Annotated in this window: 23 protein-coding genes; 22 read left to right on the top strand and 1 reads right to left on the bottom strand. The window is 44.8% G+C overall.

Features of this window, described 5'->3' with window-relative positions; genetic code table 11:
* The first annotated feature begins 129 nt into the window (after positions 1-129).
* From GON05_RS38820 to GON05_RS12475, 14 genes are all read left to right on the top strand, one after another.
* Entirely contained in the window at positions 130-345 is a 216-nt protein-coding gene (locus GON05_RS38820; protein ID WP_185157208.1) for a hypothetical protein, read from the top strand.
* Between the two features lie 432 nt (positions 346-777).
* Positions 778-1,182: a hypothetical protein gene (locus tag GON05_RS12535; RefSeq protein WP_157319470.1), complete on the top strand. Its 405-nt coding sequence runs from the start codon at positions 778-780 to the stop codon at positions 1,180-1,182.
* 363 nt (positions 1,183-1,545) lie between these two features.
* A complete protein-coding gene (locus tag GON05_RS12530; protein WP_157319469.1) occupies positions 1,546-2,712 on the top strand; it encodes an ROK family transcriptional regulator in 1,167 nt (388 codons plus the stop codon).
* 16 nt (positions 2,713-2,728) lie between these two features.
* Positions 2,729-3,736, top strand: coding sequence for an asparaginase (locus GON05_RS12525; protein WP_157319468.1), 1,008 nt, complete (start codon positions 2,729-2,731; stop codon positions 3,734-3,736).
* A gap of 85 nt (positions 3,737-3,821) precedes the next feature.
* Positions 3,822-5,153 carry an ABC transporter substrate-binding protein gene (locus GON05_RS12520; protein ID WP_127457606.1) on the top strand — a complete coding sequence of 444 codons (1,332 nt, stop codon included), beginning with the start codon at positions 3,822-3,824 and terminating at the stop codon, positions 5,151-5,153.
* A gap of 79 nt (positions 5,154-5,232) precedes the next feature.
* Complete coding sequence (locus tag GON05_RS12515) at positions 5,233-6,120, top strand: carbohydrate ABC transporter permease (protein WP_127457607.1); 888 nt, start codon at positions 5,233-5,235, stop codon at positions 6,118-6,120.
* Complete coding sequence (locus tag GON05_RS12510; protein WP_127457608.1) at positions 6,121-6,960, top strand: carbohydrate ABC transporter permease; 840 nt, start codon at positions 6,121-6,123, stop codon at positions 6,958-6,960. It begins immediately after the preceding gene.
* Positions 6,961-7,674, top strand: a complete 714-nt coding sequence (locus tag GON05_RS12505; protein WP_309491819.1) for a copper homeostasis protein CutC — start codon at positions 6,961-6,963, stop codon at positions 7,672-7,674. It begins immediately after the preceding gene.
* Between the two features lie 10 nt (positions 7,675-7,684).
* A complete protein-coding gene (locus tag GON05_RS12500; RefSeq protein ID WP_157319467.1) occupies positions 7,685-8,674 on the top strand; it encodes an ROK family protein in 990 nt (329 codons plus the stop codon).
* Positions 8,675-8,694: 20 nt separating this feature from the next.
* Positions 8,695-9,429, top strand: coding sequence for a glucosamine-6-phosphate deaminase (locus GON05_RS12495; RefSeq protein ID WP_157319466.1), 735 nt, complete (start codon positions 8,695-8,697; stop codon positions 9,427-9,429).
* 167 nt (positions 9,430-9,596) lie between these two features.
* A complete protein-coding gene (locus tag GON05_RS12490) occupies positions 9,597-10,415 on the top strand; it encodes a DUF6492 family protein (protein ID WP_397369915.1) in 819 nt (272 codons plus the stop codon).
* On the top strand, positions 10,415-11,530 hold the full coding sequence (locus GON05_RS12485) for a glycosyltransferase family 4 protein (protein ID WP_157319465.1): 1,116 nt from the start codon (positions 10,415-10,417) through the stop codon (positions 11,528-11,530). The genes GON05_RS12490 and GON05_RS12485 overlap by 1 nt, the downstream gene beginning before the upstream one ends.
* Before the next feature lie 37 nt (positions 11,531-11,567).
* Positions 11,568-12,908 (top strand): sugar phosphate nucleotidyltransferase, encoded by a 1,341-nt coding sequence (locus tag GON05_RS12480; protein WP_157319464.1) that lies wholly within the window; start codon positions 11,568-11,570, stop codon positions 12,906-12,908.
* Between the two features lie 224 nt (positions 12,909-13,132).
* Positions 13,133-13,435: an iron-sulfur cluster assembly accessory protein gene (locus GON05_RS12475; RefSeq protein ID WP_157319463.1), complete on the top strand. Its 303-nt coding sequence runs from the start codon at positions 13,133-13,135 to the stop codon at positions 13,433-13,435.
* Positions 13,436-13,575: 140 nt separating this feature from the next.
* On the opposite strand, the gene GON05_RS12470 is transcribed toward GON05_RS12475, so the two are convergent.
* On the bottom strand, positions 13,576-14,466 hold the full coding sequence (locus GON05_RS12470; RefSeq protein WP_157319462.1) for a LysR substrate-binding domain-containing protein: 891 nt from the start codon (positions 14,464-14,466) through the stop codon (positions 13,576-13,578).
* Positions 14,467-14,635: 169 nt separating this feature from the next.
* Here GON05_RS12470 and GON05_RS12465 point away from each other — a divergent pair, with 169 nt between their 5' ends.
* Genes GON05_RS12465 through GON05_RS12430 form a run of 8 tightly spaced genes read left to right on the top strand, consistent with a single transcriptional unit; the run spans position 14,636 to position 22,936 of the window.
* Positions 14,636-15,370: a 2-phosphosulfolactate phosphatase gene (locus GON05_RS12465; RefSeq protein ID WP_157319461.1), complete on the top strand. Its 735-nt coding sequence runs from the start codon at positions 14,636-14,638 to the stop codon at positions 15,368-15,370.
* Positions 15,348-16,814: an alkaline phosphatase family protein gene (locus GON05_RS12460; RefSeq protein WP_157319460.1), complete on the top strand. Its 1,467-nt coding sequence runs from the start codon at positions 15,348-15,350 to the stop codon at positions 16,812-16,814. The genes GON05_RS12465 and GON05_RS12460 overlap by 23 nt, the downstream gene beginning before the upstream one ends.
* Positions 16,815-16,862: 48 nt before the next feature.
* A complete protein-coding gene (locus tag GON05_RS12455) occupies positions 16,863-18,422 on the top strand; it encodes an ABC transporter substrate-binding protein (RefSeq protein ID WP_157319459.1) in 1,560 nt (519 codons plus the stop codon).
* Positions 18,423-18,452: 30 nt separating this feature from the next.
* The gene (locus tag GON05_RS12450) at positions 18,453-19,445 is read left to right on the top strand and encodes an ABC transporter ATP-binding protein (RefSeq protein WP_157319458.1); all 993 of its coding nucleotides are present in this window, start codon (positions 18,453-18,455) and stop codon (positions 19,443-19,445) included.
* On the top strand, positions 19,438-20,424 hold the full coding sequence (locus tag GON05_RS12445) for an ABC transporter ATP-binding protein (RefSeq protein ID WP_157319457.1): 987 nt from the start codon (positions 19,438-19,440) through the stop codon (positions 20,422-20,424). The genes GON05_RS12450 and GON05_RS12445 overlap by 8 nt, the downstream gene beginning before the upstream one ends.
* Complete coding sequence (locus tag GON05_RS12440; protein WP_157319456.1) at positions 20,421-21,341, top strand: ABC transporter permease; 921 nt, start codon at positions 20,421-20,423, stop codon at positions 21,339-21,341. Before GON05_RS12445 ends, GON05_RS12440 begins: the two co-directional genes overlap by 4 nt.
* A gap of 17 nt (positions 21,342-21,358) precedes the next feature.
* A complete protein-coding gene (locus GON05_RS12435; RefSeq protein WP_157319455.1) occupies positions 21,359-22,204 on the top strand; it encodes an ABC transporter permease in 846 nt (281 codons plus the stop codon).
* A gap of 24 nt (positions 22,205-22,228) precedes the next feature.
* A complete protein-coding gene (locus GON05_RS12430; protein ID WP_157319454.1) occupies positions 22,229-22,936 on the top strand; it encodes a glycerophosphodiester phosphodiesterase in 708 nt (235 codons plus the stop codon).
* Positions 22,937-23,743 lie beyond the last annotated feature (807 nt).

The raw sequence follows: 23,743 nt of genomic DNA, 5'->3' as shown, positions 1-23,743 counted from the left end.
AAGCCTGAAGCGCGGGTGGCGCTTCGGGCTTTTTTTACATGCTAAATAGGAACACGGAATCTAGCAATCTATCATATACTATTTTAACTTCGAGCAAGGGAGGTGTAACAGACAATGAACGGGAACTTCATGAAAAAAACGGGGATAGTTTTCCTGTTTTTTATAAGCTTAATGGCTGCGCTCATGACTTGGCAAATGAATATATTATCAAACTTTGGGGGGATATGCATAATCGGATTTTGTTTCGGCGCAGCTATGCTCATGTGGTTGGATGTGCTGGACGTCAACGGGGCCATTCAACGATCTGTAAAAAAGGATGACAAACGAACAAAAGCCGAACACTGAACCTCCAAAGGACAATTCCCCCCAGAAAAAATCCAATGAACCGAGCAAATCATCAGATCTTTTCGGATTTGGTAGGATGATGGACAAACTTCCCCTCCACAAGCTTTCAGCCCGTATGGCGTATTGCATGTTTTTTGATTTGCTCCTCCTCTTATTTGTCATCATTTTGCGTGTAACGGGAACCAAAGTGAATGAATTCCCCAATGCCTGGGATTTTCGATTTATTGTTATAACGACGATTATTGTTTTTTTTGTTGGGCTTTGCGATCTTATGAGTGTTCGTAAAAAATAGGTTGAATGGCAACCAATCCTCTAACCGGGCTCATCCTGATGGATGTGTCCGGTTTATTTTCGCCGCCCAATTTCAGCAAACTAAGCACCAACTAGGCATTCACACATACAGTGTATTAGGCATTTCAACTACACAAGAATGTGAGTGATCCTTTAATGACGAATCAGGAAGAACTTGAATTTCGTCCGCCAGTTGGTGGCGGTTTACATGGCGGAGGCATCGGGCATGGTGGAATCGGAGGTCCAGGGCATGTCGGCGGTATAGGAGGTATCGGTGGTCCAGGACATGTCGGAGGTATCGGCGGCATTGGCCATGGACCTGGCTTCGGGCCTGGATTTGGTCATGGTCACTTTGGACCTGGCTTTCATGGCGGTTTCTTCCCCGGCGGTGGCTTCAACAATGCACTTCCGTGGCTAGTAGCTCCACTTGTATATAGTGCGGCTGATTCTTACTATCCATATCCGTATCCGTACCCATATCCGTATCCTTATCCCTACCCGCCTAATCCCTACTATCCATATCCCCCAGGCTATCCTGGGATCTAACATGAACATTACAACCGAGGAAGTTCTCTCAGGAGAGTCCTCGGTTTTTTCCTTGTTTGTTGGATGGTTCCAATAAAAGATATTAGCCGTGTCATGTAAAATAACAATATTTCAGGGTTGAATTCTGAAGGCATTCCAATATTTAGATGATATTAACGGTCACATGTTATATTACATAACACAAAAATCAAATTTTCTTGACAGGTTATAGATCTCCTGATAATATCGTATTATTAACACCGGGGAATTAATTACTAACTTATTCTTTGATTAAACTACTAATATTACATAAATACATGTTCTTTCGTCATTTTTTTTATTTAATTAATAACATCAATGGAGTAATTAAAAGGTGGTAAAGAAATGGATATTAGCAAGCACGATCAGGAGTTTATAAAGAAAAAAAATAAGAATATGGTGCTTGACCTCATTAAAAGCAGCCGCCCGATATCCAGAGCGAAGATTGCTAAGCTCACCTCGATGAGCGCTACTTCTGTCGGCCGAATCGTCAACGATCTTTGTCAAATCGGCCTTGTCAAGGAGACGGAGCAATACTCTTCAGGTGTGGGAAGAAAAGCGACGATGCTGGATATTGATGCCGGGTCCGTGCTCACAATCGGTGTTGAAATGGATAAAGGAGTAATCAAAATAGGGATCGTCGACTTTGACGGTCACATGATTGCTGAGCATACAATAACGAAGCTTTATCACTTGGATGATCCGGTTAAGGTGGCGCGTGAGCTTTCCGAGTCCATTCAAGAGCTTATTGAACGCAATGAGATTGTTATTTCTAAAATCATCGGAATCGGAATTGGCGTTCCGGGAATCATCGATACGGATAAGGGGACGATTGTTTTTTCTTCCCAATTAGGATGGGAGAATGTCCATTTCGCTGATTTGGTAGAGTCACTTCTCCATATTCCGACGGTTATCGATAACGACCTGAAAGTCAAAGCGCTGGGTGAAACGTACTACGGTTTCGTTAAAGGATCCAAAAGAGCAGTATTGCTTGGTTTTGGCAGCGGAGTCGGTTCTGCGCTTGTCATTGATGGTACGGTCTACCGGGGGGAATCGAATATCGCTGGTGAGATTGGTCATTCAACCGTTGACCCGAATGGTATGCTGTGCGAGTGCGGGAAACGCGGCTGTCTGCAAACGTATATTGCTGATTTCACCATCATTCAGGAAGCCAATAAAGTTAAGCCTGTAACCAGCATTAAGGAGATTTTTGACAGTGCTCATAATAATGAGACATGGGCCGTGCAAATTATTGACCGTGCCTGCACGTATATCGCGATTACCGTCAGCAATGTTGTATGCATGTATAACCCGGACACGATCATTCTCGGTGGGCATTTGATTGAGCAGCATACAGAAATGCTTGAAACTGTGAAACAAAAAATCAATCAGTTTATATGGGGCCCCTTTAACGGAACATATAAGCTGGTTAGTTCCAAATTGCAAAGTAATGCCGTTATGATTGGAGCGGCAACCCTTGCTCTACAGCAGCGTTTAGATCATGAAATGTAACTTAGGAGGAAGTCATATGGATCAAATATTGCTGGAAGAATATCGCGGAGACACGTTGGAATGCGTGCATCGGGGGCATATTTGCGGAGTTTCTTATTCGGGGGATGTGAAGTATGTTGTCGGTGATACGAACGCAGTCACGTTCTTAAGATCTGCTGGCAAGCCATTTCAAGCAATTCCTGTGCTGCGTCATGGCGCTGATGTCCACTTCGAATTAACGGGTAAGGAAACGGCCATCATGATGGGCTCTCATCGCGCCGAGCCTTTTCATGTAGATGCGCTAGAGTCGATGTTGAGAAAAATTGGCGTGACGGAAGACGGGCTTGTCTGCCACCCGACTTACCCGCTTAGTGTCTATGCGACGGAGGATTTGCTTCGCCATCAAGCGCCTAAGCGTTCGATTTATCATAATTGCTCCGGCAAGCATCTGGGAGTTCTAGCACTGTGCAAAATGATGGGATATCCCTTGGAGACCTATTATGAGCCTCAACACCCGGCGCAGCTAGAGATATTGGAAACGCTCTCGTACTTGTCGGAGTGCCCGATTGATCAGATTCAGCTTGGCACTGATGGCTGTGGGTTCCCCGTGTTTGCCATTCCTTTGAGAAATTTGGCAACTGCATTTCTTAAATTGGCCTGCCCGGAACTCATAGAGGATGCAGCAATCCGTACAGCTGTCGAGAAGATGGTGGGGCTCATGAATGAGCACTATGAGATGGTTGCCGGTTCTGATCGCATTTGTTCGTCCTTGCTCATGGATCCGAATATTGTAGCGAAGGGTGGGGCCAAAGGCGTTTACTGTTTTGGGCTAAAAAAAGAAAAGCTAGCCTTCGCCTTGAAAGTGCTGGACGGTTCCGAGGACGAATGGCCGTTAATCGTTGCGTCGATTTTAGAGCAAATCCAGTATGACAATCTCAACACGATTCAGAGCATGTATGAGCTTGCACCCATAGAAATCAAGAATGATAACAAGAAAATTATCGGTCGCAACACCGCTGTCTTCACGCTTCACATTCACTCATAAGTGATATGAGCATTGTCGGATAAGATCAACAAGCACTCCGACAAGTTACATATATAATTTCGAGGAACAATCGGGAGGGGTTATTTTGAAAAAAAGAGTGTCAACAATGGTGATGAGCATGGTTCTTGTACTGACGGTCGGACTTGTCGGCTGCTCCAGCGAACCTGCAGCAAATTCAAGTAGTAATGCAGCTCAAAGTTCAGGCAAAAAAGAAAAAATTACGTATTTAGATCCGCTTCCAAGCCCAGAGCGAACAGCACTCATGCAAGATTTTATCAAACAATTCCAAACCAAAAACCCGAACATTGAAGTTGAATACACGTCCGTTCCTTGGGATGATGCGAATAAGAAATGGATGGCTCTAGGTGCAGCCAAACAGCTTCCGGATGTCATCAGCATCGACGATACATCTCTCGTAGCCATGTCTGCTGCCGGTTATATCGAAAATCTACAGCCTTATTACGATAAATGGGATCAAGTAGGCAACCTGACCGAGGCGTTCAAGCAGGCAAGAAACAAGTATCAGGACAAAGTCTATGCAATTCCCGATGGATTTTTGCTCCAAGGTCTATTTATTCGTAGCGACTGGTTCAAAGAAAGTAACTTGCCGGAGAAAATCGATACCTGGGACGATTACTTCAAGCTTTCCCAACAGCTAACGGATGCTTCCAAAGGACACTATGGCATTTCATTCCGTGGCGGCGCGAACGGTATTCTTCGAGCAATGGAATACGTGATGGCGGCGACGCACAGCGAGAGTTGGTTCGATAAAGACGGCAAATCGATTCTTTACAAACCGGAAGGGCAAGCGGCATTCAAGAAGTTTTATGACATCTATCTAAACGGTAATTCTCCTAAAGAGTCGATCAACTGGGGCTTTAATGAAATGGTGCAAGGCTTCTTAAACGGGCAGACGGCCATCTTGAATCAAACCCCTGAAGTCATTATTACAGCTCAAAAGAATATGAAGGAAGGCACATGGAACGTCGTTCCAATGCCGAAATCCGATGACGGCAAACGTTATATTTTCTGGGGATACACAGCTGCCTACGCGATGGCTGCCAACTCCGAACACAAAGATGCAGCTTGGAAGTTTATCCAGTTCTTAAGCTCTCCAGAGATCAATTTGCAATATAGCATTAAAAATTCAAGCATTCCAATTTATAAAGACAATTTGAAAGATCCGTTCTTCAGCAAAGGTCCAATTGCCGGATATGCGGGTGCTATGGCGGATTCTAACATTGTATTTGCCGGACCGCCAAGCCATCTGACCAAGTTGGGGCAATTCTCAGGTACATTCGCTGTCCAAGAAACTCAGAAATATTTGAGTAAAACACAATCCCTCGAGGATACCATTAAGCATTTGGCTGATTTCCTGACTAAGGAGCAGCAAGATTATTTGAAAACCAATAAATAATAACATCTAGAAGCAGACAACCGGGGCGGAGTTCTGTACCGGTTGTCTTTTCCTTATCCGATAGGGAGGTGAAGCGGCTTTGAAATTGATATTAAAACGATGGGAACCTTACTTGCTTATTGCTCCAGCTATCCTGATCCTGTTAGCTTTTTTTGCATATCCGCTGCTCCAAGGCTTGAAATTGGCCTTTATGCACTATATCTTGTTTGAGCCGAACGACATTCGTTTTTCCGGTTTGGAGAACTTTAAAGCCATATTTATGGACAACAATATCGTTCGAATTTTGTGGAATTCCTTGTTGTGGGTCGTGCTGACTGTCGGACTGCAATTCGTTCTCGGATTTATGCTGGCACAGGCTTTGAATACGAAGTTTAAAGGAAAAAACATCTACCAATCGGTTGTATTTCTACCTTGGGCGGTGTCTGCTTTTTTAATCGGGATGATTTTCAAATGGATGTTTAGTGAGCAAAACGGTTTGATTAACTATTTGTTAATAAAGCTGGGAATCATCGAAAAAGGCATTTCGTTTTTGGCGCTTCCTGGCATTTCGATATTTCCTATCATTATCGCGATGGTTTGGTATGGCGTACCCTTCTTTGGAATCATGCTGCTGGCGGCTTTGCAATCGGTGCCGAAGGATATTTACGAATCCGCAGATATCGATGGTGCCGGCAGATGGACGAAACTATTTTTCGTGACCATTCCGTTTATTAAATCGACGATCATCCTTACTGTTTTGCTCCGGGTTATTTGGGTGTTCAACTCAGCGGATCTTATTTATATCATGACAAATGGGGGGCCAGCTAACACCTCGCATAATCTGTCATCGTACATATTTAATCAGATTTCCTATACGACGGATTTCGGGCAAGCGTCCGCTCTTGGCGTACTCATGTTGATTATCCTAATTCTCTATACGTTAATTTTCCTTCGTGCAACCAAATATGACGATGCAGGTGATTTTTAAATGACTTCCTTCGGACGAAAAACGGCTCCTGAATTAGTTCGATTTGTTGTACTGTTGCTTTTTGGGTTAGGTACGCTGCTTCCTTTTTATTGGATTTTGGTGACTTCTTTAAAAACAAGGCAAGAAATATATAGCGGACAATTGACTTTGTGGCCCAAGGCATTGACGTGGGTGAACTATGTGGATACGCTGCAAAATACAAATTTCCCCCGCTATTTATTGAACAGTTTTACAGTCAGCATGAGTAGTTCAATTCTGGTTCTGCTTGCTTCCATCTTAGGAGGATACAGTTTGGCCAGATATCAGTTTAAAGGTAAAAAATTCGTGCTCGTCTCCTTTTTGGCTACTCAAATGGTGCCGGTCATGGTCATCCTGGTGCCTTTGTTTATTACCTTTGGCCAAATTCATTTATTAAATAAGCTGCCTGCATTAATTATTACTTATACAGCGATGAATATCCCGTTTTGCTTGATTACGATGTCCAGTTTCTTTCAGCGTATTCCAGTTTCTTTGGAAGAAGCGGCCATGATTGACGGCTGCAACAAATTCCAGACGATGTCTAGAGTTGTGCTGCCGATGATGCAGCCAGGTATTGTAGCGACATTTGTATTTGCTTTTATTGGTTCTTGGAACGATTTGTTCTTCGGGGTTATGTTCACAAACAGCGAATCTGCCAAGACGGTTCCTGTTGGTCTCAGCAGTTTTGTTCAGAAATTCGATATCAATTGGGGGCAAATGAGTGCGGCAGGCATCATATCACTCATTCCTGTCGTTATTATGTTCGCCATCGTGCAAAAATATATCGTTGCGGGTTTAACGCAAGGAGCTGTGAAAGGTTAGGTGAAACATGTGCTGCTCGAAGTTATCGCTACAAGTGTGAGGGACGTCATTGCGGCTGAACAGAGTGGTGCCGATCGGATCGAACTCATCACCGGCATGTTGGAAGGCGGACTAACGCCAAGCTACGGGCTAATCGAAGCGGCGGTTCAGGCTACCAAGCTGCCCGTTCAGGTGATGATCCGACCTCACAGCTATTCTTTCTTCTATGATCGTCTGGATGTTGCCGCCATGATGACGGACATCCGCATGGTCAAAAAAATTGGGGCTGCTGGCGTGGTGCTAGGTGCGCTGACCCCAGACCGGCGTCCGGACGTTGAAGTGTTGGCGAGACTGTTGGAAGAGGCGGAGGGGCTCTCCGTCACCTTCCATCGTGCGTTCGATGAAGTTCGGGATGTTCAGGAAGCGTTAGATGAGCTGGAGAAGTTCAAGCAAATTGATCGTATCCTAACCTCGGGCGGTAAGCCCAATGTTTTGGATGCCGTTCAGGAGATGAAGCATCTGGTCGCTTGGAGTCAAAAGACGTCCATTCAGATTTTAGCGGGAAGCGGGCTTACGATTGCGTCTTTGCCTGCATTTGTAGCCGAAACAGGCGTTCAAGAAGTTCATTTCGGAAAAGGCGTACGAATGAATAGCGATCCGCTTGGCCCGATCGATCCCGTTCGGATTCAACAGATGAAAGAACATAGGTACGAGTCTACCAAGACAGATGTATGAAGGAGCAGCTATGACAATTGACGGGTACTTTTTAGGGATAGATATCGGTGGAACCAAAATGTTGGCAGCTTTGGTGGATGCACAAGGGCGCGTAATAATCAAAGATCAACAGCCTACTTTAGCAGCTGAAGGAGAGCATGGAGTCATTAGCAGGCTGATCCATATGATAGAGTCGCTGTTGTCCTCTGTACCCAATCTTCGTGCTCGCAGCATTTTAAGCCTAGGTATCGCAACTGCAGGGATACTTGATATGGATACGGGAACAATTGTTCTCTCGACAAATTTAGGTTGGAAAAATGTTGCCCTAGGGCCGATATTGGAACGGAAATTCGGTTTTCCAGTCCGCTTAATCAATGATGCAAGTGCAGCAGCGTTGGGTGAGTGGATCGTTGGTGCAGGCAAAGGAACTGAGGACTGTTTGTATGTAACCGTGTCCACGGGAATTGGGGGCGGTGTCATCAGCGGTGGCCACTTGCTGCTGGGTGCTTCGAATAATGCAGCAGAGATCGGCCATATCAGCATTGATAGGAAAGGGCCTACATGCAAATGCGGGAATAAAGGCTGTGTAGAAATGTATGCCTCCGGCAATTCAATAGCCCGGATAGCCGCTGAAGACATAATTTCAGGAAAGTTGCTAACCGCACCGCTGGCTGAGATGGCTGGACATGATCCGAACAAGGTTACGGCGAAGCTTGTGGCAGAAGCTGCCTCAAGTGGTGACCCTTATGCCATCTCTTTGCTGAAAGAGGCGGGGGAAGCACTGGGGACCGCGATGGTGACGTTCATTCATTTGTTCAATCCGGAAATTATCATTTTCGGTGGCGGCGTGTCACTAAGTGGTGATGTGCTTTTTGAGCCCATGTGGAACACCATACGAAAGCTTGGAATCGAAGATATGGTAAAAGATGTAAAAATGGCTCGCTCATCTCTCGGTGTAGATGCAGGGGCAGTTGGCGCCGCATTATTATGGAAGTATGAAAATCAAGCCGTTACCATTTAATGCAAGAGAGGAGAATTCGGTTGAAAATTGAAGTGTTACCACCCGAAGAAATTAAAAACAGAGTTGCGGACCTGCTATCGGAACAGATCAAGCGTAAACCGACATCGGTGCTTGGCATGACCACGGGCTCGTCACCTATAAAATACGGGATCTATCAAGAGTGGATCCGGCGGGAGCAAGCAGGTGAGATTTCCTTTCATGAAGCGAAATTCATTAACCCTGATGAACTGGTCGGTATTCCGGTTGATCATCCGGAAAGTTATCGAACCTACATGCAAGAGCATTTGTTTGGTCAGCTTCAGACGCTTCGATACGAGCCGCAAATTCCCGATGGCAGTTCAAGGGACCTGATGGCTGAGTGCCTTAGATTTGATCAAGTGTTGGCTGATCTAGGTTACGTGGATTGGCAGCTTATGGGGCTAGGCTTAAACGGACATATTGCTTTTATCGAACCAAGCAATCATATACCGGCGAAAACGTATGTTTCACAACTTTTTGTAGAGAACAGACCTGTTCACTCGCCGCATTTTCGTTCTGAAGATGAGGTGCCCAAGCAATCGATAACGATCGGTTTGGAGGCCGTTATGAAAGCGCGGAACATCGTTCTGGTTGCTACAGGCGACAATAAAGCCGACATGGTGGCAAAAGCTTTTGCTGGGCCGATAACAACCAACGTTCCAGCGTCTTTTTTGCAGCTGCATGCGAATGCGACGATTATTCTCGATGCGGCGGCTGCTTCAAAAATCTCGTTATAGTAGAACTTCTTAAGTGCCGCGACTATCGTGGCTTTTTTTGCGTGGAGGGGAACGACTTAAATGAGAAATCGTTAATGTTAAAAGGGTCACTTTTTTTCCATATACCCATGCCATTTTTTCAGTCGAACATATGATAATTCATACATTCGGTTAATGGAGATGAGTACATGCTGATGTCAGGAAGCGTCGCGTTGAGTAGTTCAACCCAAATTGATGTGTTAATCCCAGCGATCGAGAAGGATTTGGGCACACTCCCTATGGTGATTGATGCCGTACGGAAGTATGTGAAACATCCTATTGGTGAAATCATCATTGTTGCTCCGCGAAAGAAGAGAATTCTGGACCTTTGTCAGCGAAAAGGGTGCAGGTTCGTTCATGAAGACACGGTTCTCCCTATAACGAAGAAGGATATCCACTATGAATCCAAAACATGGGAGCGATCCGGCTGGCTTTATCAACAACTGCTGAAGCTTAACGGTGATACGCTCTGCACATCCAAGTATTACTTGGTAATTGATGCGGATACAGTGCTCATTCGCCCGCACGTTTTTAAAGTGGGATCCAAGACCGTGTTTTATTGCCGGGACTGGAGTCAGAGTGAATATTATAAAACCTATCGAAAACTAATGGGCAGAGGACGCTCGTCTCGTCGGTCGTTTGTTACCCACTATATGCTGTTTGAAAGAGCGAAAGTGGCACAGCTGAAAAGCACGATTGAAGTGAAGCACAACAGAAGCTGGTATTCGGCTATTATGGCCAGTATGAATAAATCCAAGCAATTTGCTTTCTCGGAATTTGAAACTTACGGTAATTTTCTCTACGCGTCCGCTCCGCACAACATGATCTTGAAGTCTGCATTGAACAAAAGTTTAAGCCTGAGCGCTTCTCGCATTCCATCCACGGTCAGGGCTCTTGCGAAGCATTACAGATCCATTTCACTTCATAAACGCAAGGGTTATGTAAAAGCCAGGAAGGTAAAGTCTTGATGACGTCTTATCATGTGACCTGGGAAGGACCTATCCATAGAGCCAGTGGTCTCGGTTATGCGAGTAGAGCCTATGCACGGGCACTTACGCGCCAGGGTGTTGCGGTGAGCTGGGGATTGTCTGGTCCCAAAGGGAGGTCATCTCATGGCAAAAAGGTGCTTATCTATAACCATGTTCCCAATCATATAAATTTCAAGGCGGCGCGAAGCAGTTACGATACTATTATTCTGAACACGGTATGGGAGACTAGCAGAACGCCAAGGAATTGGCTGCCGAATATGAACAAATTCGATGCGATCTGCGTCCCCTCCCAACATAACAAGGTGGCATTGCGAAATAGCGGTGTGAAGGTGCCGATTTATATTGTTCCTCATGGCGTAGATACGAAGGTTTTCCATCCTGATAATAAAAAGCTGTCACTACCGCGTGCGGCAGGCAAGTTTACGTTCGTGTCCGTATTTGGATTCCAGCATCGCAAGAATCCAGAGGCTTTATTAAGGGCGTACTGGGAAGAGTTTTCGTCTCAAGATAATGTCATTCTCGTTATCAAAACCAGTGGATACGCAGCCTATGAGACAGAGCGATGGATAAAAAAGCAAATTCTGCAATACCAAAAGAGATTAGGTTTTCAAAAGCCGACAGCCCCTGTTGTTGTGATTGCACGCCGACTTCATGAAGGTCAGATGAGAGGTCTTTACACGCTTGGCGATGCTTTTGTCCTTCCTACTCGTGGTGAAGGCGTCGGCTTGCCTTTTTTAGAGTCGCTGGCTAGCGGTGTCCCTGTCATTGCGACCGGTTGGGGAGGGCAAATGGATTTCCTGACGTCTCGTAATTCGTTCCTTCTCCCCTATCGACTCCAAAGTCCTGCGGCTAGTATGAAAAGTCGGCATGCGATCTCGCGATCATTCAGCTATCTGTTTGCTCAGAAAGGACAAAAATGGGCGGAAGCCGACCGGCATGCGCTAAGACGGACGATGCGGCAAGCCTACCAAAACCCTGGGCTTTGCAAGGAGAAGGGACGCCAAGGCCGAAGAGATGTACTTGATGTATCCTGGAATCGAGCAGGGGTGTTAATGAAGCAGGTTATAGAAAAGGTAATTCGTTCAAAGGAATAAGGGGAAGTGTTATGTCTCCCGGAAAGGGGCATTTGACTTGCGGATTGTACTATTGTGCGGAGGTTCTGGTAAAAGGTTATGGCCGTTATCCAACGAGATCCGCTCTAAGGTGTTTCTGAAACTTTTGAAATCGGACAATGGAACGAGAGAATCGATGATTGGACGCATATGCCGACAATTGGATGAAGTAGGTTTGCTGCCATTCACGAGCATTATCACACATAGCAGCCAAGTGGAAATTACGAGAAAGCATGTAGGCGAAAACATTCCTATCATTAGTGAGCCATTTAAAAGAGGAACGTTTGCGGCTGTCGCGCTGGCTTCCTGTTATCTGCATGAGCAGATGCAGGTAGATCCGAACGAAACGATATGCATCCTCCCAGTGGACACTTTTGCAGATTCGTTGTTTTTCGGGAAACTTCATCGCTTTCCGGACATTCTTTCACAGTCGCAGGCGGAGCTTGCCCTCCTTGGAACGAAGCCTCAACACCCCTCTAACCAATTCGGCTATATTGTTCCTGAGCGTTTAATGGAGAAGGATGATTATGCGCTCGTTCAGCAATTCGTAGAGAAGCCTAATGAGCAATTGGCCGGCTTGTTGATTGAGCAGCATGCTTTGTGGAACTGCGGTGTTTTTGCGTTCAATTTGAAGTATATGTTGGACTATGTGGCGAAAAAGGCACTGCCTATTCAGGTGGATAAGTGGCTAGACTGTTACGAGCAGCTTGCTACGGCAAGCTTTGATCAAGAGGTCGTAGAACACTCTAACCGTGTAGCCGTTATGGGCTATGAGGGTTTATGGAATGATCTGGGAAGCTGGAAGGCGATTACAGGTTATTTTGAGAATCAGGTCATTGGCCCCGGCCGCATATCGGACGATTCCTCCAATACGCATATGATTAATGAACTCCCCTATCCAATTGAAGTGATTGGCGTACCCGATATGATTGTTGCGGCAAGTTCAGATGGTATTCTTATTGCTGCCAAGGATCAAGCCAATTTAATTAAAGATAAGTTAAATGGTGTACCTCAGTTTCCGAGATATATAGAGAAAAGGTGGGGAACCTGTCGGGTCTTGGAGTTTTGGACGGATGAACTGGGAACGGAGGTTATGATTAAAAGAGTGGAGATCTCCCAAGGGGAGCAAACCAGTTATCATCTGCACCAGACACGGAAAGAGATAGTAACGATTTTAAGCGGCGAAGCAGAAATCTTATTGGATCATAAACGGTACAGGCTTCAGGCGGGTGATGTAAGACAAATTCCTATCAACGTTGGGCATGGCATCAAGGCTATCACCCAGCTTGAGTTGATGGAGGTTCAGTTGGGGATGGCGTTGAAGGAGGACGATTGTCTTCGTTTGTTAATGAACTGGTAGCTATGGAAATGAGCTTATCGCTGGATGAATCGGCGCATGGGCTCTTTTTGTGTTGTTTTTAGTGGAAGGCTAGCCCGTAGCGCATGAACGGATTTGTCAAAAAAGAGCGCCTCAGTATAATGGGTTACGAAGTTCCTATTCAAAAGATGAAATCAATATCTTGACAAAATATACTGTAAAAAATATTATTACAGTATACAAAATTTGAATAGAGGACACAAAACATGAAATGTAAAATCAATCGAAATGCTGCAAACGTATTAAAAAATATGCTGAATAGTAAAGAAGCGGCTGACGGGAAGATGATTCGTGTTTTTATAACACAGAATCATGGAGATCATGGGCATTATGATATAATGCTTGATACACCAACTGAACATGATGAAATCGTAAAAACAGACAAAGACATTGAAATCTTATTAGATAAACGCGAAGCGCTTTTAGATGGAGTTTGGATTCAGTATTTTTATGTGTCTGATGAAGGTTTCTTCATAACAAATCCTTCTACAGGTTTTCATGACAAATAAAGGCATGAAATATTAATGTATAGCGCAAGAGCTGCATAGATGCAGCTCTTTTTTTCGTTTCATCACCGATGAAAATTGACCCGCAATATAAACAAAGTCAGGTGACTAGATCTAGGTGCTAATGGGAGGTTACCTCAATTTTAAAACCGGATAGTTTTGAAGAAATGAATCCATTCCTGAAGAATCGGCGTGACAAACCGATTCCGGCTATAGATGAAAAATAGGCTGCGACTCAACGTCTCAGAGTTTAAAGTTTTAAAAATCAATTGTCCACTTCGCACCTCATCCTCCACAGCTAATCGGGACAAGATGGAAATCCCCAATCGACACTGTATCGCTCGTTTGATGGCTTCCGTTGTTCCAAGCTCCAGCCCGTCCTTACAGCTAATATTGTTCCGATCGGCCCAAAGTTCCATCATTCTACGTGAAGCGGAGTCTTGTTCCCGCAAAATCCATAACTCATTTTGCAAAAGCTCTGATTCGATCGTGTCTGCAAGTGCCAGCGGATGATCGGGATACATGACCAAGCCTAGCTCATCGTTAACCATCGGGATCGCGACAAGTTCAGGATCGCTCACTTTATGCTCGGCTACCAGTCCAAAATCGATTTCCAACTTTTTAACCAAGTCTATAATTTGAGGAGAATTATGCACTTGGATGGCAATGTTGACATGCGGGTAAGCCTGGCGCATTTCCCCAAGCAGCTTTGGAAGAAAGTAGGTTGCTGGAGTATTGCTCGATCCAATGATAATTTTCCCTTTTTTAAATTGCAGATAGTCGGTTAATACTTGCTCCGCCTCCTCGGACAACGAAATGATTCGGGTGGCGTAATGCAGAAGGGCTTTGCCTTCTTCCGTGAATAGGACCATCTTATGCTTGTGAATAAAAAGACGGACACCTGTTGATTGCTCTAACTTCTTCATATGAAATGTAACGGAAGGCTGCTTGATTTTCAGCTTTTTCGCGACGAGCGTCAATCTTTTATATTCTGCAAGTAGGACTAAAATTTTTAATTGCTGCAAATTAAACATAAATCCAGCTCCTCAAGTATAGATGATATCTATACAATACTGCGAAAATGTCATGACTTCGTTAAATTTATATTAATTTGCAGTTAATTTCATGATGACATTCGGAAGTTAGGATGTATACATAACGAAATTGACGATGGTTTTACGCCACAGGAAGGAATCTATCTTTATGGAAATTAATATTCACCAGTTAATCGAAGGGGCTCGCAAAGCCAAGGGCCTAACCGTCATTATTGATGTTTTCCGCGCTTTTTCAGTTGCCTGCTATGCTGTGGAAAATGGAGTTAAGGATTTGATCCCTGTTGGAGATATAGGGACTGCGTACAGGCTGAAGAAGGAAAACCCGGAATTTATCTTGATGGGAGAAAGAGGAGGAATCATTCAACCCGGATTCGATTACGGGAATTCTCCTTCTTCTATTGAATTTGTAGACTTTTCGGGCAAAACAATTGTACATACGACAAGCGCAGGTACACAAGGAATCGTGAATGCCGTAGAAGCGGATGAAATTATTACGGGTAGCTTTGTAAATGCACAGGCTATTATCGATTACATCCGTATGAAAAATCCGGCGATCGTGTCGTTGGTCTGCATGGGTTGGGAGGCAACGGAAGAGGCAGATGAAGATACTCTCCTAGCTGAATATATAAAGAACGTTTTGGAAGGAAAATCAGTGGACTTTAATGCCATTCTGCATTACATGCTTAACGAAAGTAAAACAGGGAAGTTCTTGGATGTGCGTGATGCCTCCGCTCCTCCTGAGGACTTTGATTTATGCATGAGCTTGGATCGGTTTCATTTCGTTTTGAAAGTAGAGCCATTCGGGGAATCCTTGGTACGACTGCAAAGAATTAATGCAATTACGAGAGGAGTAGAACGCTATGACACTATCAAGCAAGCCTGATTTTTCTAATCGTAGGGTACTGATTATTGGCACGGATGGATTACGGCCGGATAGCGTGGACCCGGCACTGATGCCGACATGCGCGAAGCTGATGGAACGCGGTACCTTATTCACCTCCTTTCATGCGGCTTACCCTTCGGAAACAAGAGTTAGTATGACAACTTTGACAACCGGCGTTTATCCGGGACGCCATGGAGTTGTCAGTAATTTGATGTGTGTACAGGGATTTGGCGAGGATGGTTTACTCCAAACCGGAAACGACAGGCACCTATTGGCCTATCGTCAGGCTATGTTGGAGCCTTTCATTCTGCATCCTACATTGGGAGATCGATTGCATCGACACGGAAAGCGTCTGGCGGTTGCCGCTTCCAGCTCACCGGGTGCTTCACTTCTTTGGAACCTGAATCATCCCGAACTGGTCATTAATCCTTCCTCCGTATACGGGACAGTCGAATTGGAAGAGGTGCATCGCCAATTGGGCGATGTTCCTGAAGAACAAACACGTGTTAAAAAGGAACGGGCTTTATGGGCAACTCGTTCATTGATAAATAATCACTTGAAAAATGAGCAAAATCAAGTCATGGTCTTATGGCTGTCAGAGCCGGATGCAAGCCAGCATGATTATGGAATTGGATCTCCCGAACATCGTGAAGCGTTACAAGTGGTAGATGAATGTGTAGCGGAGGTTCTGCAAGCTATTGAACGGGAAGGTCTAAATGAAGTGATCGATATCATGTGGATCAGCGATCACGGACATTCCACGATACAAGCTCAAGGCTCGCTTCAAGGGCATATGCAAAGAGCTGCCCAAGAACTAAAGCTTCAAACTAGGTTTATGGCGGCCGGTTATTATATCTATGCGGTTGAAGAAGTGGAAGAGACCCCAACAGAGGTTAAGGCTTTAATCGGCTGGCTGCAATCTCAGGATTGGTGCGGACTCGTTTTTGCAAGGGAGGCGATGTATTCGGATTTGCCCAATGTGCATCCCCTCGAAATTTTATTGGGATCAATCACACATGAGAGAGCGCCGCTTCTAGTGGTCCAACCGAAATGGGACAATGAACCAAATGAATATGGTGTGCCGGGAATAACTGGAGCACTGACTTCTTCTAGCAAGCTTCAATCTTCACATGGTACAGTTTCTCCTTATGACATGCATGCTTTTTGTCTGGGGGTGGGCAGCAGCTTTAAGAAGGGCTATGTCAGTGATATAACTTGCGGCATCGTTGATATAGCACCAACAGTTTGTCATTTAATTGGGTTAAGTGCAGAGTCGGGCTTCGATGGCAGAGTGTTAGCAGAAGGGATTGTACCTGAGCGGGTAGACATGCCATTAAGCCGACTTAAAGCAGTAACCAAGGAAATAGGAAGTCAACAAAATCGCTTAGGAGTACGGCTTATCGATGTTAATGGAACCACTTATATAGAAGGTTATAAAAAATAACGGAAGTTGTAAGTGGAAAAACAAAAACAGAAAGAAGGGAATTTTGAAATGAAGAAAACTGCAATCTTACTCATTGTTAGTATGCTTCTGGTAATCGTGCTCTCGGCATGCAGCAACACACCGTCTACGAATGAAGCGTCAGGTTCAGGTTCTGAAGCAACAGGTTCGAAGGAACTCGATGTTCTGAAAATCGGTGTAACTGAGCTTCCTCAACTACTGGATCCGCAGCGTACCAGCGGTAACACAAGCATTCGTATTCTGTATGACATCTTCGAAACGATTCTGCTTTCCGATCCGAAAGATAAATGGTCTTTGAAGCCGATGCTTGCGACGGAGTGGAAACGAGTTGACGATTACACGTTAGATGTAACGCTTAGGAAAGGTGTTAAATTTCACAACGGAGATGAGCTGAAATCCAAAGATGTTGTCTTCAGCTTCAACCGTTTGCACCAGAATTTGCCGGGAATGGCGGATGCGACGAATATGCTCTCCGTCGTAAAGGAAGTGCAGGTAATCGATGACTACAAGTTCCGAATCATTACGAATGTAGTCGATCCACTGTTGGAGCAACGTATCGCTTCAAGCTGGGGCTCATGGATCGTCCCGGCCGATTACCTCACGAAAGTCGGCGATGAAGCCTTTGCTGCAAAACCGGTCGGTACAGGTCCTTATAAAGTTGTTTCCTACTCGCCGGAAAAAGTGGTTTTAGAGCGGTTTGACGATTATTGGGGTGCGAAACCGGCAGCGAAAAGAATTGAGTACATTGTATATAACGAAACGTCGACTCGTATTACAGCACTTATTACCGGAGAGGTAGATCTCATTACGCAAGTGCCTCTTGATCAAGTATCCGTTATTGAGAGTAACAATAATCTCAGCGTAAAAGGACTTAATATCAGCAATATGCACGTGTTGACGTTTAATACAACGAGCGGCCCGCTAGCCGATAAAAAGGTGCGCCAAGCGCTAAATTTATCCATTGACCGTCAAATGCTCGTCGATAAACTGTGGCAAGGCAAAGCCGTGATTCCAAAAGGCCATCAATACTCGGAATTCGGCGATTATTACTTGAGCGATTATCCTACACCTGAATATAACGTGGAAAAAGCCAAGAAATTACTTGCAGAGTCTTCCTATAAAGGTGAATTGATTGAATACGAATTGAAATCCAATTACTACACGTTCGGCAACGAAGCGGCTGAAGCCATCGTGGACATGTGGAAAAAAATCGGTATCAACGCCAAAGTCAAGTTTAGCGATAAAGTTGAGCGAAAATCGGTTGCAAACTGGTCGAATACAATGCGTTTTCCAGATCCGTCTGGCGGATTGTCGCTGCTATGGGGTCCGGGAACGGATGCTGAGAAGATCTACTGGAAGGACATGACGCCTGATTTCCTTAAAAATGCCAAAGAACTGGCTTCTATCCTGGACCCAGCCAAACGGAAGGAACTGGCGAAAAAGCAGATGCAAATCTTCGACGATGAAGTACCAGGCACTGTGATTTATTATCCATACGAAGGCTGGGGAATCCGTAAAGGTCTGGAGTGGACGCCATATTCTTCACAAGCCATGGACTTTAGAGCGGAAAATTTCAAAGTGCTGAACTAATAATCCGGTGATTGTGGGGGTGGAACAATAATGGAAGACGTATTAACCGTGAATAACCTGAAAACTTACTATTACTCCAACAACAAGAAGGTCCCGGCGGTGGATGGCGTAAGCTTCCGTCTGTACAAAGGCGAGGTGCTGGGGATTGTCGGCGAATCCGGCTGTGGCAAGAGCACCATCGCCCGTTCCATTCTCAATCTGTTGGACAAGTCGTATACGAAGATTGAGGACGGCGAAATTCTGTTTCATGGCAGCAATTTGTTACAACTGAAAGCGAAAGAGTTAAACCGGATAAAAGGAAAAAAAATCTCAATGATTTTTCAAAATCCTCAGGCAGCCTTGAATCCGGTCTATACGGTTGGTGATCAAATTGCAGAGGTGCTGAGGCTTCATGAAAACATATCCAAAAAGGAAGTAAAAGCGAGAGTCATCGAGCTTTTACGTCTGGTGGGCATACCGGCGCCGGAAACGCGGTTGAATGATTACCCTCACCAGATGTCTGGCGGTATGCAGCAAAGGATCCTGATTGCAATTGCTTTGGCCTGCAACCCTGAGGTTGTGATCGCCGATGAGCCGACAACGGCGTTGGATGTCACCATTCAAGCGCAGATTCTGGATCTCATGACCCGTATTAAACAGCAATTTCAGATGGGAATGATTCTAATTACGCACAACATGGGTGTTGTTGCCGAGATGTGCGACAGAATGATGGTCATGTACGGCGGTGTGGTAGTGGAAGAAGGAGCGACAGCGGAAATATTTGCTGCTCCTTCCCATCCGTACACCCAAGGATTGCTTGCTTCCATTCCGAGCATCGAGGAGGACAGGGAAGAGTTGTATTCGATTCCGGGCTCCGTTCCTCGACTATCCGCACCTGTCACACATTGCCGTTTCGCAGGTCGTTGCCCTCATTCGTACGGCAAGTGCGAAGAAGTTGAACCTCCATTGTTTGATTTGGGAAATGGACATAAAGCAAAGTGCTGGCTGCTCGAGGATAAAGCGGGGAGAACTCATCATGAATGATAAAGAAGCATTAGTAGAAGTTAAAAATTTAAAAAAACATTTTCCGGTTAACAAAGGGATGCTCCGTCATAAGACCGTCGGTACGGTCAAAGCGGTTGATGATGTCAGCTTTACCATCTATAAAGGAGAGACGCTGGGACTGATCGGTGAATCAGGCTGTGGAAAATCGACGCTGTCCCGCTTGTTAATCGGTCTGATGGACGCAACGGACGGGCAAATTTTGTTTAAAGGAAAACAGGTGGGAACCAAGGGACCCCAAAGCTTCCGGAAGGAAGCCCAGATGATATTTCAAGATCCGTACTCATCCCTGGATCCCCGTATGACAATTCGGCGAATCATCGAGGAACCGCTTCGGATCCATACGAATTATAATGCCAAGCAAAAGCGGGAAATGGTTTTGCCGCTGCTGGAAAAGGTCAGCATCCCGGAGGATGCGCTGAGCAAGTTTCCGCATGAGTTCAGTGGTGGACAGAGGCAGCGTATCGGTATTGCCCGAGCATTGGTGTTAGGTCCGGAATTCATTATTTGCGACGAGCCGGTTTCCGCTCTGGATATGTCGGTACAGGCACAGATCCTAAATTTGTTTAAGCAAATGCAAAAGGAGTTCCGCCTAACCTATCTGTTCGTTTCCCATGACATGAGTGTGGTCAAGCATATTAGCGATCGCATTATGGTTATGTATTTGGGCAAGGTTGTGGAGCTTGCTTCCAAACAAGAGTTCTTTAGCAATACGCTGCATCCTTATTCTATTGCCTTGATGAATGCGATTCCCATACCGAATCCGGAGTCTATCCGCAGCAAGACGCTCTTAGAGGGAGAACTGCCCAGTCCGATCAACCCGCCTGCAGGCTGCCCGTTTCAAAGTCGCTGTCCTCATGTCAAGCTGGAATGCAGCATGGAAATGCCCTCGCTTAAAGAAGTTGAACCAGGCCATTTCGTTGCTTGTCATTTGTTTGCCGGTAAGGAGGGAATGCAATGACCCGTTTTATCACGACTCGGATAATCAAGGCACTCATCACAGTCTGGTTTATTCTGACTCTGGTTTTTATGATTACCCGATTGTCAGGCGATCCGACTCAGTGGCTGCTGCCAGACGATGCTACGGCAACGGTAAGAGAACAACTGCGCATCTCACTCGGTTTAGACAAGCCGTTATTCTCCCAATATGTTCAATATCTGAGCTCGTTATTTACTGGCGATATGGGCAAGAGCTATCACTATTTGCGTCCAGTGGGCGAATTATTCGCCGAACGTGCTGGACCTACTATAGCGCTTGGAACTATTTCCTTTGGATTAGCCATATTGATTGGCGTCCCAATTGGTGTATTTGCTGCGGTTAACCGAAATTCCATACTGGATCGGATAACGATGGGAATATCCATAGCGGGCTATACAATTCCTAACTTTGTATTTGCCATATTGCTTATTTTTCTATTCAGCCTCAAGTTGAGGCTGCTGCCAAGCGGCGGCTTGAGTTCACCTCTGCACTATATCATGCCACTGCTCGCTTTGACTGTTGATTCTGTGGCTGGCATTGCGCGTTTAACCCGAGGCTCCATGTTGGATGTTCTGCGTCAGGATTATTTGGATAGCGCCCGAGCCAAAGGTGTCAGAGAGCGAATGGTTATTTATAAGCACGCATTACGTAATGCTTTGATTCCAGTGGTGACTATTATTGGCTTACATTTGGGCACGTTGATAGGGGGCGCGGTAGTTGTAGAGACCGTGTTTGCCTTTCCAGGTATCGGCATGTTAATTGTACAGGCTGCACAATATCGAGATTTTCCTGTTATTCAATACGGTGTGATGCTCGTTTCAACGACGGTTATTCTGGTCAATTTGTTGGTTGATTTGAGTTATGGTTTCCTGGATCCGCGCATTCGGGATAATTTCTAAGAGGGGAGGAGACGAGAATGAGAATTTTAAACTTACGTATTCCGCCCTTCATCCTAGTGTTGATCATTATGTTCCTGTTGATTACCTTGTTCACATCACTAAGTCCGCTGCTATTTCCTATCGATTTGGGAGCTACAGATTTAGGTGCACGATTGATTCCTCCCTCTTTTTTAGACGGTGGTAAGCCGCAGAATTTTTTGGGAACCGATCATTTGGGAAGGGACTTTATGATTCGACTGTTTTACGGAACGAAAAATTCACTGCTTGTCGCTTTAGCCAGTTTGCTGATAGCTACCTTTGTCGGGACGGTATTAGGGGTTTTGGCCGGATTATACAAAGGGCCATTTGACACGATCGTGTCCTTTTTGACGGACGTCAAGCTTTCCGTACCTTCCATTATTATTGCAATTGTATGCGCCGCCGTTTTTGGCTCAGGCAAGTGGATCCTGGTGCTCATCATTGGATTAACCGGTTATCCGACCTTTACCCGGCTGGTACGCGGTCAGACCATTCAGCTTAAAGAAGCGAATTTTATGGAATGCAGCCGTGCTCTCGGCGCTTCCAAAATGCGTATTTTATTCGAGCATGTATTTACTAATATTTCGTCACCTTTAATTGTTCATGCAACGATGCGGTTCAGCTCGTTTATTCTATTGGAAAGTTCGCTGTCGTTCTTAGGCATCGGCATTCAGCCTCCGGATGTTTCACTCGGCTTGCTGGTCAGCGCCGGTCGCAATTACTTGATCAACTCCTGGTGGTTAAGCATCGCGCCAAGCGTGGTCATTGTGGTGATTGTCGTTTTGGTATCTCTGATAGGGGATTGGCTTCGGGACGTACTGGATCCTAAATATAAAAACTCATAATAAAAGGTGCAGGTGATAGTTTAGATGTTGTTGATTGCACATCGATGCGGAACGGATCGTTATCCTGAATTGAGTCTTGCTTCGTCGAAGCTTTCTTTGGAGCTCGGAGCGGATTACGTAGAAATGGACATTCGTTTTACAAAAGACAGTGTCCCAGTTATCAGCCATGACGCAGATGCTTTAAAATTGTTCGGTAATTCGGCTAAAATAAATGAACTAACGACAGAGCAATTTTCTTCCCTTTGTTATGTTGATAATCACCACTTACATCCCCACACGCTTGAGGAAGTGCTTTCCAGCGGTGTGGCGCCGATCTTGTTCCATATTAAAGAGGGTGGCGAGCGTCTTACACAGATTCTAGAAGACATTCGTAAATATGGGTATGAAGATAAGGTGATGATGGGGGTCATGACCAGCGGGGATGTCCGCGATGTGAAACGTTTTAATCCGAATGTCCAAGTCCTTGCATTTATACCAGCTAAGGAACTTGCCTCGGAATTTATAGAAAATGATGCAGATGTTATTCGTCTTTGGGAGAGATGGGTGGACGAGGAAGCGGTACGCCAAATTCACGAAGCAGGAAAACAAGTTTGGGTTATGGCTGGCGATAAAGGCACTGTTGGCTATACATCCCCAGAAAATTTATTGGTATGGAAGAAAATAGGTATTGATGGGGTGCTGGTTGATAAAGTTGAAGAGACCAGGTCTTTGCTGATGAATGATAAGGCGTAACATCAGCAGTTAATTTCCATAGGGGCTGCTAAGTAGCAGCCCTTTCCTTTTTATAATCAAAGGAATTCGTTTATTCTTCAAAAAAATTCATCGTTTTGCAGATTTTGAATAATCTTGAACATTTCCTCGAATCGGTTACTAACAAGTGCATGCAGCTCCGATTTAATTTCATCATTGAAGGATTACCAAGTGTATCTAAAATGATGACTTTCAGATTTATGCTGGTTTTTAATTGGGGTATTTGGTCTTTAAAGAAACTGTTATTTTGGATACGGCTGCTTACAATTTGAAGAGTAGCGTGACCCACAGATTTGATGGATGGGAGAACGACGTCATTTGTGTAAGAATGAATGCTTCTAAAAATTCTCCAAGTTTGCGTATAGGCAATTTCGGGACTTCATCCTGCGTTTTTCTGGAAAAAATCATAAATTTCTGTCCCGTTGCTCTCTGAGTTTTTACTTATTTGCTCGAAAAAGTGGTCAAGTGGTTTATCGCAAACAACGACCATATGCGAGATGATTTTCTGCCATTATTGAAATTTGCAAAATTGTACGATAAATTTCAAAGTGTAGGCAAAGTGAATAAATATTGATATTGGAAAAATAAAACATTGCATTTCAATTATAATGCATGGTATATTAGCAATCCTGTCGCAAGACAGACCGATTAAAGTTAATAGAAAAAAAGAAGTTGCAATATAAAAATTAGTATGGTATATTACTTTTCGCTGCTTCGGTAACACGGCAGCGAGCGAAAGAAATTGATCTTTGAAAACTGAACAACGAGTGAGTAAGCACAGTCGAGTAA

It is taken from the genome of Paenibacillus anseongensis, from assembly GCF_009757995.1.
GTDB lineage: Bacteria > Bacillota > Bacilli > Paenibacillales > NBRC-103111 > Paenibacillus_E > Paenibacillus_E chondroitinus.
Note: the sequence above shows the minus strand (reverse complement) of the source record. Positions and strands in the feature narration are given on the sequence as shown.